The organism is Pararhodobacter marinus (assembly GCF_003122215.1).
Taxonomy (GTDB): domain Bacteria; phylum Pseudomonadota; class Alphaproteobacteria; order Rhodobacterales; family Rhodobacteraceae; genus Pararhodobacter; species Pararhodobacter marinus.
The window spans coordinates 21964-35599 of record NZ_QEYD01000005.1 but is presented as its reverse complement, the minus strand read 5'-3'; the positions used below and the strand labels follow the sequence as shown (position 1 = coordinate 35599).

Here is a 13636-nt window from a genome sequence, read left to right as displayed (position 1 = left end):
TCCTGTTGGGTTACGCCGCCGGTTCGCCCCGGTTTCCGGCCTGATTCTGGTGCCCGGCCAGCGCCTGCCGCGCGATCACCACGCGCTGCACGTCCGAGGCTCCCTCGTAGATCCTCAGCGCGCGGATCTCGCGATAGAGGCTCTCGACCACCTCGCCCGAGCGCACGCCGTCCCCGCCATGCAGCTGTACCGCGCGATCGATCACCTTCTGCGCCTGGTCGGTGGCGAAAAGCTTGGCCATCGCCGCCTCGCGCGTGACCCGCGGCGCGCCCGAATCCTTGGTCCAGGCGGCGCGGTAGACCAGCAGCGCGGCGGCGTCCACATCGAGCGCCATGTCGGCGATATGGCCCTGCACCATCTGCAGATCGAACAGCGGCGCGCCCTGCACCTCGCGCGTGGTGACACGGTCGAGCGCCTCGTCGAGCGCCCGACGCGCGAATCCCAGCGCGGCCGCCGCGACGGACGAGCGGAACACGTCGAGCACCGACATGGCGATGCGGAACCCCTGCCCCGGCGCGCCGATCATGGCGCTCGCTGGAACCCGGCAGCCGGTGAAGCGCAACCGCGCCAGCGGATGCGGCGCGATGGTGTTCAGCCGCTCGACCACCTCGAACCCCGGCAGGTCCGGCGTGACGATGAAACACGACAGCCCCCTCGCCCCCGGCGCCTCGCCGGTCCGCGCGAACAGCGTGTAGACATCGGCGATGCCGCCATTCGAAATCCACGTCTTCTCGCCGTCCAGAACGTAATCGTCGCCGTCGCGCGTTGCCGTCATGGTCGAATTCGCCACATCCGAGCCCGATCGCGGCTCGGTCAGCGCGAAGGCCGAGATCGCCTTGCCGCCGCGCGTCAGCGGCAGCCATTCGGCGCGCTGCGCTTCGCTCCCGAACAGCGAAATCGCCCCGGTCCCCAGCCCCTGCATGGCAAAGGCGAAATCCGCCAAGCCATCGTAGCGCGCCAGCGTCTCGCGGATCAGGCACAGGCTGCGCACGTCGAGCCGCCCGTCCAACGCCCCCGAATGCGCCGCCACCCCGGCCTCGCCCATCGCCGTCACCAGCGCCCGGCAGGCCGCATCGGTATCGCCGTGGTCGATATCCAGCCCCGCCGCGAAGGCCTCGATCTCGGCCGCCAGCGCGCGGTGCCTGTCCTCGAAAAACGGCCAGTCCAGAAAGCTGCGATCCGCCATTTCAGTCTGCTCCCAATACTCGCGGGGGTCCGGGGGCGGCAGCCCCCGGCTTGGCCCCGCCGGTCAATCCCCTTGGAAAACCGGCTTTTCCTTCTTCACGAAAGCCTCGTAGGCGCGCGTGAAATCCTGGCCCTGCATGCAGATCGCCTGCGCCTGCGCCTCGGCCTCGATGGCCTGTTCCAGCCCCATCGACCATTCCTGCGCCAGCATGGTCTTGGTCATCATGTTGGCGAAATTCGGTCCCTCGGCGATGCGTGCGGCGAAGTCGCCCGCCGTGGCCATCAGCTGATCGGGTTCCACGACGCGGTTGAAGAAGCCCCAGTTGAGCCCCTCTTCCGCCGACATCGAGCGGCCCAGATACAGGAGTTCCGCGGCCCGGCCCTGCCCGATGATGCGCGGCAGGATCGCGCAGGCGCCCATGTCGCAGCCCGCAAGGCCCACACGGTTGAACAGGAAGGCGGTCTTTGCGCCCGGCGTCGCGACCCGCAGGTCCGAGGCCATGGCGATGATCGCGCCCGCGCCCGCGCAGACCCCGTCCACCGCCGCGATGATCGGCTTGCCGCAGCCGATCATGGCTTTCACCAGGTCCCCGGTCATGCGGGTGAAGGTCAGAAGTTCCTTCATGTTCATCCGCGTCAGGGGGCCGATGATGTCATGCACATCGCCGCCCGAACTGAAATTCCCGCCATTGGGCGCGAAGATCACCGCCTTGATGCTGTCGTCATAGACCAGCCCCCGGAACCAGTCGCGCAGTTCCGCATAGCTGTCGAAGGTCAGCGGGTTCTTGCGGTCGGGCCGGTCCAGCGAGACGGTCGCGATGCCGTTCTCGGTGCTCAGAAGAAAGTGCTGCGGCATGGTGTCTCCTGTCATATTTCGCCGCCCGAAAGGCTCAGCGCATGGCCGTTGATCATGCGCGCCCCGGGCGAAGCGAGGTAGAGGGCGGCGCTGGCCACCTCGTCGGGGCGGATCAGCCCGCCGACCGGGTTGCCGCTGGCGACCATCGCCTCGGCTTTCGCCCGGTCGAGGCCCTTTTTCTCCATCAGCCCCTCGATGGCGCCCTGCGCCAGCGGCGTGTCGACGAAACCCGGGCAGATCGCGTTGCAGGTGATGCCCTGTTTCGCCACTTCCTGCGCGACCGACCGAACCAGCCCCAGAACGCCGTGCTTGGCCGAGGCATAGGCGGCGATCGTGGCACCCCCCTTGAGGCTGGCGGTCGAGGCGATGGCGATCAGCCGCCCGCCCTGCCCCATCCCGTCCAGCGCGGCGCGAAAGGTCAGGAAGGTGCCGGTCAGCGTCACCGCCAGCGTGTCATTCCATTGCTCAAGCGTGGTGTTGCGCAACTTGGCGGCGGGGCCGCCCCCGGCATTGGCGACGACCACGTCATAGGGCTGATCGAACAACGCGGCGACCTGCGCCTCGTTAGTCACATCGGCCTGTCGCAGGGTCATCGTGTAGCCCTGCGCGGTCTCTTCCAGCGCGTCCATCCGGCGCCCGCAGATCGTCACCGCATCGCCCGCTTCGGCGAAGGCGCGGGCGATGGCGCGGCCGATGCCCGATCCGCCCCCGGTGACCAGGACCCGCCTCATGCGCGGCCCGGTCATGCGCGGATCGCCTCGGCTTCGCGGTCGGCCAGACGCCATGACTGATCGCGCCCGGCCATGTAAGGCAGCGGCCAGTCCGGCGCGGCGCGGTCGCCGATCCGGGTGGCCTCGTGCAGGGTCCAGTAGGGATCGGACAGATGCGGGCGGCCCACCGCCACCAGATCCGCGCGCCCGGCCATCAGGATCGAGTTCGCATGGTCGGCTTCCGAGATATTGCCTACCGCCATGGTGCGGATGCCCGCCTCGTTGCGGATCCGGTCCGAGAACGGGGTCTGGAACATCCGGCCATAGACCGGCCGTGCCTCGACCGAGGTCTGTCCCGCCGAGACGTCGATCAGATCGGCGCCCGCCTCGGTGAAGAGCTTGGCGATCTGCACCGCTTCCTCGGGCGTGACGCCCGCATCGCCGACCCAGTCATTGGCCGAGATCCGCACCGACATCGGCGTGCCCTCGGGCACCACGGCGCGCATCGCGGCGAAGACTTCCAGCGGCCAGCGCATCCGGTTTTCCAGCGAGCCGCCGTATTCGTCCTTGCGCTGGTTCGAGGTGGGCGAGATGAACGACGACACCAGATAGCCATGCGCCGCGTGCAGCTCGATCATGTCGAAGCCCGCGCGGACGGCCATTTCGGTCGAGGCCACGAATTCGGCCTTGATCTGGTCCATTTCGGCGCGCGTGATCTCGCGCGGCATGGCGTTGCGCTTGGACCATGGTAGCGCCGAGGCTGAGACCAGGTCCCAGTTCCCGTCCTTCAGCGGCAGGTCCATGCCCTCCCAGCCGATATTCGTGGACCCCTTGCGCCCCGAATGACCGATCTGGCAGCAGATCTTCGCGTCGGTCTCGGCATGGACGAACGCCGTCAGGCGCGTCCACGCGGCCTCGTGTTCGGGGGTATAGAGACCGGGGCAACCCGGCGTGATCCGGCCCTCGGGCGAGACGCAGGTCATTTCCGTATAAACCAGCCCCGCGCCGCCCTTGGCGCGCTCGCCGTAATGGATCAGGTGCCAGTCGGTCGGGCAGCCGTCGACGGCCTTGTATTGCGCCATGGGCGACACGACGATGCGGTTCTTGAGCGCCATGTCGCGCAGCTTGAACGGCGCGAACATCGGCGCGCGCAGGGGGGCGTCCGGCGCAGCGCCGGCGGTATTCTGGAACCAGCGCTCGGCACTCTCCAGCCATTCGGGATCGCGCAGGCGTAGGTTTTCATGGCTGATGCGCTGCGAGCGGGTCAGCAGCGAATAATTGAACTGCACCGGGTCGAGATCGAGATAGCGCTCGACTTCCTCGAACCATTCCAGCGAGTTGCGCGCGGCGGATTGCAGCCGCAGCACTTCCAGACGACGCTCGGCCTGATAGCGCTCGAACGCGGCTTCCATGGTCGGTTCGGAATGCAAATAATCGGCCAAGGCGATGGCGCTGTCGAACGCCAGACGCGAGCCCGAGCCGATCGAGAAATGCGCGGTGGCCGAGGAATCGCCCAGAAGCACGACATTCTCGTGATACCATTTCTCGCACAGGACGCGCGGGAAGTTCATCCACACCGCCGAGCCGCGCAGATGGGCCGCGTTCGACATCAGCTCGTGACCGCCCAGATGCGACGCGAAGACCTCGCGGCATTTCTCGACGATCTCTTCCTTCGTCATGCCTTCGAAGCCGAATTTATCCCAGGTGTCCTGCGCGCATTCGACGATGAAGGTCGCGGTATCGGCGTCGAACTGGTAGACATGCGCCCAGATCCAGCCGTGCTCGGTCTTCTCGAAGATGAAGGTGAAGGCGTCGTCGAATTTCTGATGCGTGCCCAGCCAGATGAACTTGCAGGCGCGCATCTCGACATCGGGTTTGAAGACCTCGGCAAATTCCTCGCGGACGCGCGAATTGATGCCGTCGGCGCCCACCACCAGGTCATATTCCTTGAGGTATTCGCCGGCGGTCTTGAACTCGGTCTCGAAGCGCAGCTCGACGCCCAACTCGCGGGCGCGCTGCTGCAGCAGGATCAGCATCTGCTTGCGGCCGATCCCGGCGAAACCATGCCCGCCCGAGACGGTGCGCACACCATCATGGACGACGGCGATATCGTCCCAATAGGCGAAATGCGAGCGGATCGCCTCGGCGCTCGGCGGGTCGTTCCGCGCGAGGTTCGAAAGCGCGTCGTCCGACAGGACGACGCCCCAGCCGAACGTGTCGTTGGCGCGATTGCGCTCGATCACCACGACCTCGTGCGCGGGGTCGCGAAGCTTCATCGAGATGGCGAAATAAAGGCCGGCAGGTCCGCCGCCAAGACAGGCAATACGCATGATCCATCCCTTGCTGTGCGCAGGCAGGCGCCGGTCGCAGCCGGCGCGTCGGGACTCAGGAAAGCACCAATCCGGTAACATTTCAACATTAAAGTTTTAAACTTGAAATTATGAGGGCCCCGCCCGCTTTTCTGCTTCTGGCGCGGGCGGCTTTGCCCTAAGGTTGACCTTTCAGGCTTGAAACATTCCCCGGCCGTTGCGCGCCCGCGACAGCCCCAAACCGGAGCCGCAGGATGACACAGACGCTCAGGGATCCGCTCAGCAAGCGTCGGCTGAAGGCGTGGTTGCGGCTGCTCAATGTAACGCGGCAATCCGAAAACCACCTGCGCGAATTCCTGCGCGTCAACCATGCGACGACCCTGCCCCGCTTCGACGTGATGGCGGCCCTGTGGCGACGGCGCGAGGGGCTGACGATGTCGGAACTCAGCCGCGCGCTGCTGGTCTCGAACGGAAACGCGACGGCGGTGGTGGACCGGCTGGAACGCGAGGGGCTGGTGCTGCGCACACCGGTCGAGAAGGACCGCCGAACGGTACAGGCGACGCTGACCGAGGCGGGGATCCGGCAGTTCGAGTCGATGGCGGCGGCCCATGAGAACGAGGTGAACACGCTGTTTCACCGGCTCGATGCCGAGGATCTCGACCAGCTTCGCGCGATCCTTCAGAAGGCTGTGGCCGAGCCGGAGTGATCTTCCGGCGCAGACGGCAGGGCGTCTAGCCGCGCGAAAGCCGCCATCGTCCCCCGACTCGCCGAGGCTGCGCTTTGCGCCCACATCTGCTAGGCATGGGATTGAGATCATGCGCAGAGCGCCGGATGCGTCAGGGAAAAAATGGCAAACAAGCTTACAATATGGACCCTGGACTGGGTTCCGATGCCCGATGGTCCCGCCGGCTTCGTCCGGGACTTGCGGCTCAGATGGGCCTGCGAAGAAGCCGGCATCGATTACGACGTCGGCACCGTCCCGCTTGCGGAAAAATCCCCCGAACATTTCCTGCGCCAGCCCTTCGGCCAGGTGCCCTTCCTCAAGGACGGCGCGGTCGAGATCTTCGAAAGCGGGGCGTGCCTGATCCACATCGCCCGCAAGAGCGAGGCCTTGATGCCTCGTGATCCCGTGGGAGAAGCGGAAACTCTTCAATGGACGATCGCCGCGCTGAATTCCGTCGAGATGGTGTCGGTGCCCTGGTGGTTCCTGGAAGTCTCCGGCGCGGCGGAAAACGGGCTCACCGGTTGGCTGGAAAGCCGCCTCGCTCATATCGAGAGGGTTCTCGAGGGACGGGAATGGTTGGTGTCGGATCGGTTCACCGTCGCCGACCTGCTGTTGGCCGACGTGCTGCGGGTGAAGAAGGTGCGCGCCTTCGGGGATCGCCCCGCATCCGAGGCGTATGTCCGGCGCGTGACGGGCCGTCCGGCATTCCAGAGGGCCCATGCTGCGCAGATGGCCCATTTCCAAGCGGCGGACGACGCGCGACGCAGGGCCTGAACCTGACCTGCCACGCGGGTAACAGTTCCTGTGAACCGGGCATCGCGCGCGGTGCCTGGCTCGCGGGCAAACGCCCGGACCGCAAGGATAATCCTTCCCCCTCCGAACCCGCCCCACGCGTCGCGGGGCGGGCCGGATGGCAGGCCGGCGGCCCCTATTCCGCCGCGAGGGTGCCCGGACTTGGGACGGTGCCGGCCTCGTCCGCGGTGGCCTTGACCCCGCCTGCGAAGGCGCTCCAGTGCAGATCGCCCGTGTAGCGCCAGGCCAGACGGCCGGCCTGGTCCATGGCGATGAGGTGCAGCCAGCCGTTGTCGAAAAGCGCCTTCACGCCGGGATGACGCGCAAGGATGTCGGACATCGCCTCGCGCGGGGCCTCGACGATCACCGAGAGCCGCAGCGGCTCGTGCTGGAACCCCGTCCCGTCATGCACCGATTGCCATGGCAGACCGGGACGCGGGGCGCCGTTATTGCCCTCGAGCACGCCGATCCCGCCGACCACGTTGTGCAGAAGCTTGTTGCCGCCGCCGAACAGGCCCGGCGCCACGGTCGAGCCGTAATATTGCAGGCTGATCCAGCTGGCCACGACGACGGGCGCGGTCAGGATAAGCTCGAGCACGCCGAAATCGCGGTCCCGGTGCCAGTCGTAATCGTGCAGAAACGCCTGCCCCGACAGATCAGCCCCGCCGGTGCGGTGGCGCGGGGCGGCGATGAAGGCACGGCACCCGGCAAGGCCCCATTCGGGCCGGGTTTCGGCCCAGTCGCGGGCGCGCGCGGCAAGCGCGGCGGGATTGGCGGCGCGCGGCAGCCTGCGCGCACGCTCGGCCCGCGCAAGATGGCCGGCTGCGCTGAGCCAGCCCTTCAGGCGCGACAGGTCGCGGGCTGTGGACGTGGCGGGCAGGTCCTGTTCGAAAAGCGTGACGGCATCGGTGGTGGTGTGGTGAAGCGCGGGCAGGAAGACGGTATCGGCGGGGATCTCGATCCCGTCGTCGCGCAGACCCGCGCGGATCTCGGGATCATTGAGCAGGCCCGCCAGAAGCCGCGCATTCACATCGCCCGCAAAACCGCCGCAGGCGCCGCAATGAAGGGCGCTTTCATGCGGGTTGTTGGTGACATCGGCACCGTGACCCGCGATCAGCACGATCGGGGCGAAGTTGCGGGTCAGGGACATGGCCGAAAGCACGGTTTTCGCCATGGCGATGCGCGTCGTCAGGTCCAGCGCGGGGTCGAGCGCGGGGGCCGGGTCGGTGGCAGCGTGGCCGCCGAAGCCCAGCGCGTCGCGCACGAGCTTGCCGGCATAAAGCGGGCCCGTGGCCTCGACAAAGGCGAAGGACGACACGGCGGCCAGCTTGAAGCGGCCCCAGGCGCGCCGGGCGCGGGCGGTGTAGCGCCGCGACAGGTCGGCGCCCTGCGGCTCGGCGGCCCGCGAGGTGACGCCAGGTTGCAGCAGAACGGGGCCGCGCCGCTCGGTCAGGTCCGAACCGGCGGCGCGGTGGGCGCTGGCAAGACCGAAGAAGCCCGCGAAACCGAGGGTTTCGATGCCCTCGCCCTGCGCCTCCAGCGCGCGGCGGAAGACTTCCGAGCGCACATCGATGCAGAACGCGGCCTGCAGGTCGGGACGGCCCTGCCGCTGCGGCGGGGTGCCGGTGGGCAGGATCCCGGCCAGCGCCCGCTGTTGCGCGCGCTCGGCGGCCTCTTGCAGGACGGTGTCGATGATCTGGTCACGCGTCGGGGCCAGCGGGGCCTCATGCGCGGCGACGGTCTCGGCCCAGCGCGCGGCGATGCTGTCCCCGTAGCGCTCGAACAGGGCTTCGTCAAAGACCATGCGGATCGCCAGAAGCTCGGTCACGGTGCTGTCGCGCTCGCCGTTCAGCTCGGCCTGCCACAGCAGGTAGCGCGCGTATTGCGCCCAGCCGCCCAGTGTCATCAGCCAGCGATGAAAAGCGGTCGGCGCGGCGACGGGGCCGACGCCCAGCCGCTCCGAGGCCCGGCCGATGGCGCGCCAATGGGCGCGGTTGGTCTCGGCCACGAAGGCGCAGAAACCGTTCAGGCCCAGGATCTCGGGCGTCAGGTCGCGCGACGCGAAATCTCGCCACGCGCTGAAGGCGCCGCCGGTGCGGGCCTGCTGCCAGAGCGCCTGACCTTCGTCGAAATGGCCCGCCGCCCAGGCGCCGATCCGGTCCTCGATCAGCGCGGGCCAGTCGATGCCCGACACCTCGGCGGCCAGCTCGGCCACGGTGGGCAGCGCCACGGGGTCGGGCGTGTCGTGGCCCAGCGCGACGCGGATCTCGGCCAGATCGGGCGCATCGCCCTTTATCGCGGCCAGCGCGGCGGCGATATCGGCCTCGGTCATCTCGCCCGCCGCGATCTTCGCCGCCCAGTACGAGCGCCGGGGCGTCACGCGGGTGCCACCGACCCGCGCCAGTCGCGCGGCGGTCAGCGACAAGGGCTCGTCGCCTTGGCCCAGGAACGGGTTAACCGCGACGCTGGCCGAAAGCGGGAAGAGCGGCGGGATCGCCTTGGCCGCCGAATTGGCGACGCCGACGAGTTCCAGAAGCGCGCCGGAATAGGTTTCGAGAGTTGCAAACATGGGATCGGCTCCTTTCAGGCGGCTTTGCGGCTGGACCATCCGTCCAGAAGCTTGTCGAAGATCGCGTTGGCATAGAGACCATTGCTGAGATGGACGCGCAGCCCGGCGGCGGCCGGATGCGCGGCCCAGAGCGGGAAGGTCGATTGCGCGACGGCGACGAGGCCGAAACTGGCCAGCGCCAGCACCATCAGCGCCCATTCCAGCGGGCCGGGCGCAGGCGTCGCGGGCAGGCTTCCGGCGGTCAGCGACAAAGCCACGACCTGCAGCGCGAAATAGCTGACCGACGTCACCAGCGCGTAGACCACCATGCGCCGCATTAGCGCGCGCGGCGCGGTATCGGCAAAGCCCTGCGCCAGCAGATAGGCCACGCCGAAGATCAGGATCACGCCCAGCACGATGGCCTGCACGGATTTGTCGTCAAAGCCCAGCACGGCACCCACGGCGGCATAGATCACGATGGCGATTGCAAAGGCCTGAAGCACGTTGCGCAGACTGGGGACGGCGACCGGGCCGGGGCGGCGGATCGCGGCGACGTTGCGCACGGCCTCGCCCGACCCGAGGAAGGCATGCGCCTTGTAGAGAGAATGCGCCACGATATGCAGCAGCGCCAGCGGGAACAGCGCCAGCCCGCATTGCATGATCATGAAGGCCATCTGCGCGATGGTCGACCACGCCAGCGAGGTCTTGACCGCCGGCTGCGTCAGCATCACCAGCCCGCCGAACAGGGCCGTGAAGCCCCCCAGCATGACCAGAAGCGCCATCACGCCCGGGGCCAGCAGCATCACGTCGGCAAAACGGATCAGCAGGAAGCCACCGGCATTGATGACGCCCGCATGCAGCAGCGCCGAGACCGGCGTGGGGGCTTCCATCACCTCGGTCAGCCAGCCATGCGCCGGGAACTGCGCCGAGGCCAGCACCGCCGCGACGGCGATCAAGAGCGCCGCGACGGCAATCATCGCGCCGGGCTGAGCGGTGGCGAGGATGGTCTCGATGTCGCTGGTCCCGGTGGCCACGGCCAGCAGGATCAGCGCCAGGGCCAGCGCAGCTTCGCTGGCGCGGGCGACAAACGCCTTCTTGCGCGCGGCGCGCCGCGCCGTGGCCCGGCCGGGATAGAACAGCAACAGGCGGTTCAGCGACAGGCTGGTCAGCGTCCAGGCAAGGAAAAGCTGCACGAGGTTCCCTGACATGACCAGCACCAGCACGGCGGCCAGCGTTGCCGCCATCCAGCCGGTGAAGGCGCCCTGCCGCTCCTCGCCGTCCATGTAGGTCCGGGCGTAGCGCAGCACGATCCAGCCGATGAAGCTGACCAGAACCAGCATTACCGCGCTGACCGCATCGAGTCGCACCGAAAGCCCGATCCCGAACGCCCCGATCAGCGCGGAGGTGCCGGGACCATGGACCACCAGCAAAGCCGCCGAGGCCACAGCGCCGAGAAACGCCGCGAACGCGGCGATTTCGGCCAGCAGGGGGATGCGACCGGGTCGCTGGCCGGGATGGCGCGCGGCAATCAGGGCCGCCAGCAGCAAGATCAGCGGGCTGAGAAAGGGCACAAGGAGATGGGGCATGATCGGTTCCTGTAAGGGGACGGCCGGGTGATGCCCCCTCACTTAGGTCGCTCTGGCCCGTATGAAAAATTCATTGTTCTTGGCTTATAGTTCTAATAATACGAACGATATGCCGCTGAACTATCATCACTTGCGCTATTTCTGGGCCGTCGCGCATGACGGCAACCTGACGCGCACGGCACAGCGGCTGAATCTGTCGCAATCGGCGCTGTCGGTGCAGATCAAGCAACTGGAGGACCGGCTGGGCCATGCGCTGTTCGAGCGGCGCGGGCGGCAATTGCACCTGACCGAAGCCGGGCGCATCGCTCTCGACCATGCGGATGCGATTTTCTCGACGGGACAAGAGCTTGTGGCGACGCTGAGCGGGACGGTCGCTGACCGCAAGGCGTTGCGGGTGGGGGCGCTGGCGACGCTGTCGCGCAACTTCCAGATCGGCTTTTTGCGGCCGATCCTGTCGCGCCCGGATGTCGAGGTGATCCTGCGCTCGGGCAGCCCGGCGGAATTGCTGGAGGGGCTGGGCACGCTCAATCTGGATCTGGTGCTGATGAACCGCCCGCCGCCCGACGATGCGCTGACACCTTACGAGACGCATCAGATCGGGGAACAGGCGGTCAGCATCGTCGGCACGCCCGAGCGGCTGGCCTCTGACCGGCCGCTGCGGCTGCTGCTGCGCGAAGAGCCCTTCATCCTGCCCACCACCGAGAACAGCGTGCGCGCGGCCTTCGATGCGCTGGCAAGCCGGCTTTCGGTGCGCCCGCAGATCGCCGCCGAGGTGGACGACATGGCGATGATGCGGCTTCTGGCACGCGAGGATATCGGGCTGGCGCTGGTCGCGCCCATCGTGGTGACGGACGAGCTGAGCTCGGGGCGGCTGAAAGAGGCCAGCGCGCATCCCCGGATCCGCGAGACCTTTTACGCCATCACCTTGCGGCGGCGCTTTCCCAATCCGGTGGTGCAGGAATTGCTGGAGCGCAATGCGGGCCCGGCCTTCCTGGGCTGAGCCAGCATGGAATTCAGGCCAGATCCTCGATCAGGATGAAACGTTCCCAGACGATCTGCATGTCCGGGGAAAAGCCGCCATTGCGTTCGAAATAGGCGCCGTGGCCGTCGCGCCAGCCCTGCAGGCTGTCATCCTCGCCCTCGGCCAGCGCCATCGCCTCGGTGATCTCGTCGAAGCGGCATTGGACCAGCTCGACGGTCTCGATCACCAGCGCGGGCGTATCGTCCCAGTTCAGCGCGATGTCGCGGCGGCCAATGACGGGCATCGGCTCTCCGTTCTGGAAGTCGCGCAATGCGCCGCAGGTTGCGACCTTCTTTCCCGAACGGACCAGCGCGATCAGCCAGGCCGAGGTTTCGGCGCTGTCGCCGAACTTGAACCCTTCCGCGTCCGGGTAGCGCTGTTTGAGCGCTTCGACTGTCACGGTCATCGCCTGTCCCTTTCGCGCCGCGATTGTGCCGGGATCTCCCTACACGATGGCCGGGGCGAAAGGCCAGAGCGGGCGGCGGGATCTGCCCCGCCGCCCTGCCCTTTCCCTTAATGCGGAACGGTCTGGGCCATCGGCGGGGTCTGCGCGAAGGCTTCCCACCATTGCGCCAGATTCGGCGCGGCGCTGCGCCAGTCGTGATCGGGGAAGCGGAAATCCAGATAGCCCAGCGCACAGCCCGCCGTGATCGAGCCGATATCCTCGCGGCCCTGAAGCTGATCGACCGACGCTTCAAGCGCCGCGACAGCAGCATCGATCTTGCCCATCTGACCCGCAAGCCAGTCGTTCCAGCGCAGGTTCTCGGGGCGCATCGCCACCTCGTAGCGGGCCAGCAGCGCGGCATCGAGCAGCCCGTCGGCGATCGCGTGCAGGCGCAGCGCCTCCCAGCGGGCCTTTCCTGCCGGGAACAGCCCCTTTTCGGGCGCCTGCTCGTGCAGGTATTCGCAGATCGTCCGGCTGTCGATCAGCGCGGTGCCGTCGTCCAGATAGGCGGTCGGCACCTTGCCCAGCGGGTTGGTCGGCGCGATGGTCATGTCGCGCGCGACCGGGCTGGCGGCCGAGGGCAACAGCTCGATCGTGTCGAAAAGCCCCAGCAGATGCGCCGAGGCCAGCGTCTTGCGGACATAGGGCGAGGCGGGCGAGAAGAAAATTTTCATGGATTTCCCGTATCTTTGGAGTGAAACGTGACCGGCGCCTGCCGGTCGGTGATCTTGGGCGCGACATGTTCGACCAGCACGTCGCCGGCATTGGTGACATGTTCCCACATCAGCGCCTCGGCCCGCATCGCCTGCCCGTCGCGCAGCGCCTTCAGGATGCGGTGATGGTCGTTATGCGAGCGGAAGATGATCGCGTGATCCTCCCAGTGGAACACCCGGTCCGAGGCCAGCGGCACGTTATGCGTGCGACCGACGAAATCGGCGATCCACGGATTGGCGCTGGCGGCGATGATGGTCTCGTGAAACTCGACATTGAGCCGGCGATAGGGGGCAAGGTCGTCTGGATCCAAAACCCCCTTTGACAGGATCACGTCGCCCTCGGTCACGCAGCGTTGCAGCCGGTCGAGCTGTTCGCCGGTGATGCGCGGCGCGGCCAGACGGCAGGCCAGCCCTTCGAGATTGGCGCGGACTTCGAACGCGGCGCGGATGTCGTTCACGTCGAAGCCGCGCACGGTATAGCCGCGATTGGCCTCGTAGGTCACAAGCCCGTCGCGCGCCAGTTCCGCCAGCGCCGTGCGCAGCGGGGTGCGCGAGACACCGAGAAGCTGCGCCAGCGCGTCCTGACGCAGGATCGTCCCCGGCGGAAACGAGCCTTCGAGGATCCGTTCGCGCAGGATCTCGGCTGTGCTCTGGGTTGATGTCGTCGCCACGCGCTCCCCCGCTTCGCCCCTTAACTTGGATACAATCTTGTTCTAATCGTCAAAACATACGTTGACAACACCCCT

12 protein-coding genes are annotated in these 13636 nt (G+C 67.4%); 3 read left to right on the top strand and 9 right to left on the bottom strand.

The annotated features are described in order from the left end of the window. Positions 1-10: 10 nt before the first annotated feature. From C4N9_RS08925 to C4N9_RS08910, 4 genes are all read right to left on the bottom strand, one after another. Positions 11-1186: an acyl-CoA dehydrogenase family protein gene (locus tag C4N9_RS08925; protein ID WP_109532985.1), complete on the bottom strand. Its 1176-nt coding sequence runs from the start codon at positions 1184-1186 to the stop codon at positions 11-13. A gap of 63 nt (positions 1187-1249) precedes the next feature. Next, positions 1250-2041, bottom strand: coding sequence for an enoyl-CoA hydratase family protein (locus tag C4N9_RS08920; protein ID WP_245902499.1), 792 nt, complete (start codon positions 2039-2041; stop codon positions 1250-1252). Positions 2042-2052: 11 nt separating this feature from the next. Next, positions 2053-2787, bottom strand: coding sequence for an SDR family NAD(P)-dependent oxidoreductase (locus C4N9_RS08915; RefSeq protein ID WP_109532983.1), 735 nt, complete (start codon positions 2785-2787; stop codon positions 2053-2055). Beyond that, entirely contained in the window at positions 2784-5081 is a 2298-nt protein-coding gene (locus C4N9_RS08910; RefSeq protein WP_109532982.1) for a bifunctional salicylyl-CoA 5-hydroxylase/oxidoreductase, read from the bottom strand. Before C4N9_RS08910 ends, C4N9_RS08915 begins: the two co-directional genes overlap by 4 nt. A gap of 233 nt (positions 5082-5314) precedes the next feature. Here C4N9_RS08910 and C4N9_RS08905 point away from each other — a divergent pair, with 233 nt between their 5' ends. Further along, positions 5315-5767 carry a MarR family winged helix-turn-helix transcriptional regulator gene (locus C4N9_RS08905; protein WP_109532981.1) on the top strand — a complete coding sequence of 151 codons (453 nt, stop codon included), beginning with the start codon at positions 5315-5317 and terminating at the stop codon, positions 5765-5767. Positions 5768-5950: 183 nt separating this feature from the next. Continuing rightward, positions 5951-6559 carry a glutathione S-transferase family protein gene (locus C4N9_RS08900; RefSeq protein WP_245902498.1) on the top strand — a complete coding sequence of 203 codons (609 nt, stop codon included), beginning with the start codon at positions 5951-5953 and terminating at the stop codon, positions 6557-6559. Between the two features lie 154 nt (positions 6560-6713). On the opposite strand, the gene C4N9_RS08895 is transcribed toward C4N9_RS08900, so the two are convergent. Both C4N9_RS08895 and C4N9_RS08890 read right to left on the bottom strand, forming a co-directional pair. After that, positions 6714-9146: a YbcC family protein gene (locus C4N9_RS08895; RefSeq protein WP_109532979.1), complete on the bottom strand. Its 2433-nt coding sequence runs from the start codon at positions 9144-9146 to the stop codon at positions 6714-6716. A gap of 14 nt (positions 9147-9160) precedes the next feature. Continuing rightward, positions 9161-10711, bottom strand: coding sequence for a proton-conducting transporter transmembrane domain-containing protein (locus C4N9_RS08890; protein ID WP_109532978.1), 1551 nt, complete (start codon positions 10709-10711; stop codon positions 9161-9163). Positions 10712-10820: 109 nt separating this feature from the next. Here C4N9_RS08890 and C4N9_RS08885 point away from each other — a divergent pair, with 109 nt between their 5' ends. Continuing rightward, positions 10821-11711 carry a LysR family transcriptional regulator gene (locus C4N9_RS08885; protein WP_109532977.1) on the top strand — a complete coding sequence of 297 codons (891 nt, stop codon included), beginning with the start codon at positions 10821-10823 and terminating at the stop codon, positions 11709-11711. 13 nt (positions 11712-11724) lie between these two features. On the opposite strand, the gene C4N9_RS08880 is transcribed toward C4N9_RS08885, so the two are convergent. The 3 genes from C4N9_RS08880 to C4N9_RS08870 form a co-directional block, all read right to left on the bottom strand. Continuing rightward, positions 11725-12138, bottom strand: a complete 414-nt coding sequence (locus C4N9_RS08880; protein WP_109532976.1) for an ASCH domain-containing protein — start codon at positions 12136-12138, stop codon at positions 11725-11727. 107 nt (positions 12139-12245) lie between these two features. Further along, complete coding sequence (locus C4N9_RS08875) at positions 12246-12851, bottom strand: glutathione S-transferase family protein (RefSeq protein ID WP_109532975.1); 606 nt, start codon at positions 12849-12851, stop codon at positions 12246-12248. Beyond that, positions 12848-13561 carry a GntR family transcriptional regulator gene (locus C4N9_RS08870; RefSeq protein ID WP_109532974.1) on the bottom strand — a complete coding sequence of 238 codons (714 nt, stop codon included), beginning with the start codon at positions 13559-13561 and terminating at the stop codon, positions 12848-12850. Before C4N9_RS08870 ends, C4N9_RS08875 begins: the two co-directional genes overlap by 4 nt. Between the last annotated feature and the right edge of the window lie 75 nt (positions 13562-13636).

Bases quoted from the DNA above. Each gene is read 5' to 3' on its own strand.
- C4N9_RS08890 (WP_109532978.1), bottom strand. From the start codon at position 10,711: ATGCCCCATCTCCTTGTGCCCTTTCTCAGCCCGCTGATCTTGCTGCTG.
- C4N9_RS08885 (WP_109532977.1), top strand. From the start codon at position 10,821: ATGCCGCTGAACTATCATCACTTGCGCTATTTCTGGGCCGTCGCGCAT.
- C4N9_RS08915 (WP_109532983.1), bottom strand. From the start codon at position 2,787: ATGACCGGGCCGCGCATGAGGCGGGTCCTGGTCACCGGGGGCGGATCG.
- C4N9_RS08910 (WP_109532982.1), bottom strand. From the start codon at position 5,081: ATGCGTATTGCCTGTCTTGGCGGCGGACCTGCCGGCCTTTATTTCGCC.
- C4N9_RS08920 (WP_245902499.1), bottom strand. From the start codon at position 2,041: ATGCCGCAGCACTTTCTTCTGAGCACCGAGAACGGCATCGCGACCGTC.
- C4N9_RS08925 (WP_109532985.1), bottom strand. From the start codon at position 1,186: ATGGCGGATCGCAGCTTTCTGGACTGGCCGTTTTTCGAGGACAGGCAC.
- C4N9_RS08895 (WP_109532979.1), bottom strand. From the start codon at position 9,146: ATGTTTGCAACTCTCGAAACCTATTCCGGCGCGCTTCTGGAACTCGTC.
- C4N9_RS08900 (WP_245902498.1), top strand. From the start codon at position 5,951: ATGCCCGATGGTCCCGCCGGCTTCGTCCGGGACTTGCGGCTCAGATGG.
- C4N9_RS08905 (WP_109532981.1), top strand. From the start codon at position 5,315: ATGACACAGACGCTCAGGGATCCGCTCAGCAAGCGTCGGCTGAAGGCG.
- C4N9_RS08880 (WP_109532976.1), bottom strand. From the start codon at position 12,138: ATGACCGTGACAGTCGAAGCGCTCAAACAGCGCTACCCGGACGCGGAA.
- C4N9_RS08875 (WP_109532975.1), bottom strand. From the start codon at position 12,851: ATGAAAATTTTCTTCTCGCCCGCCTCGCCCTATGTCCGCAAGACGCTG.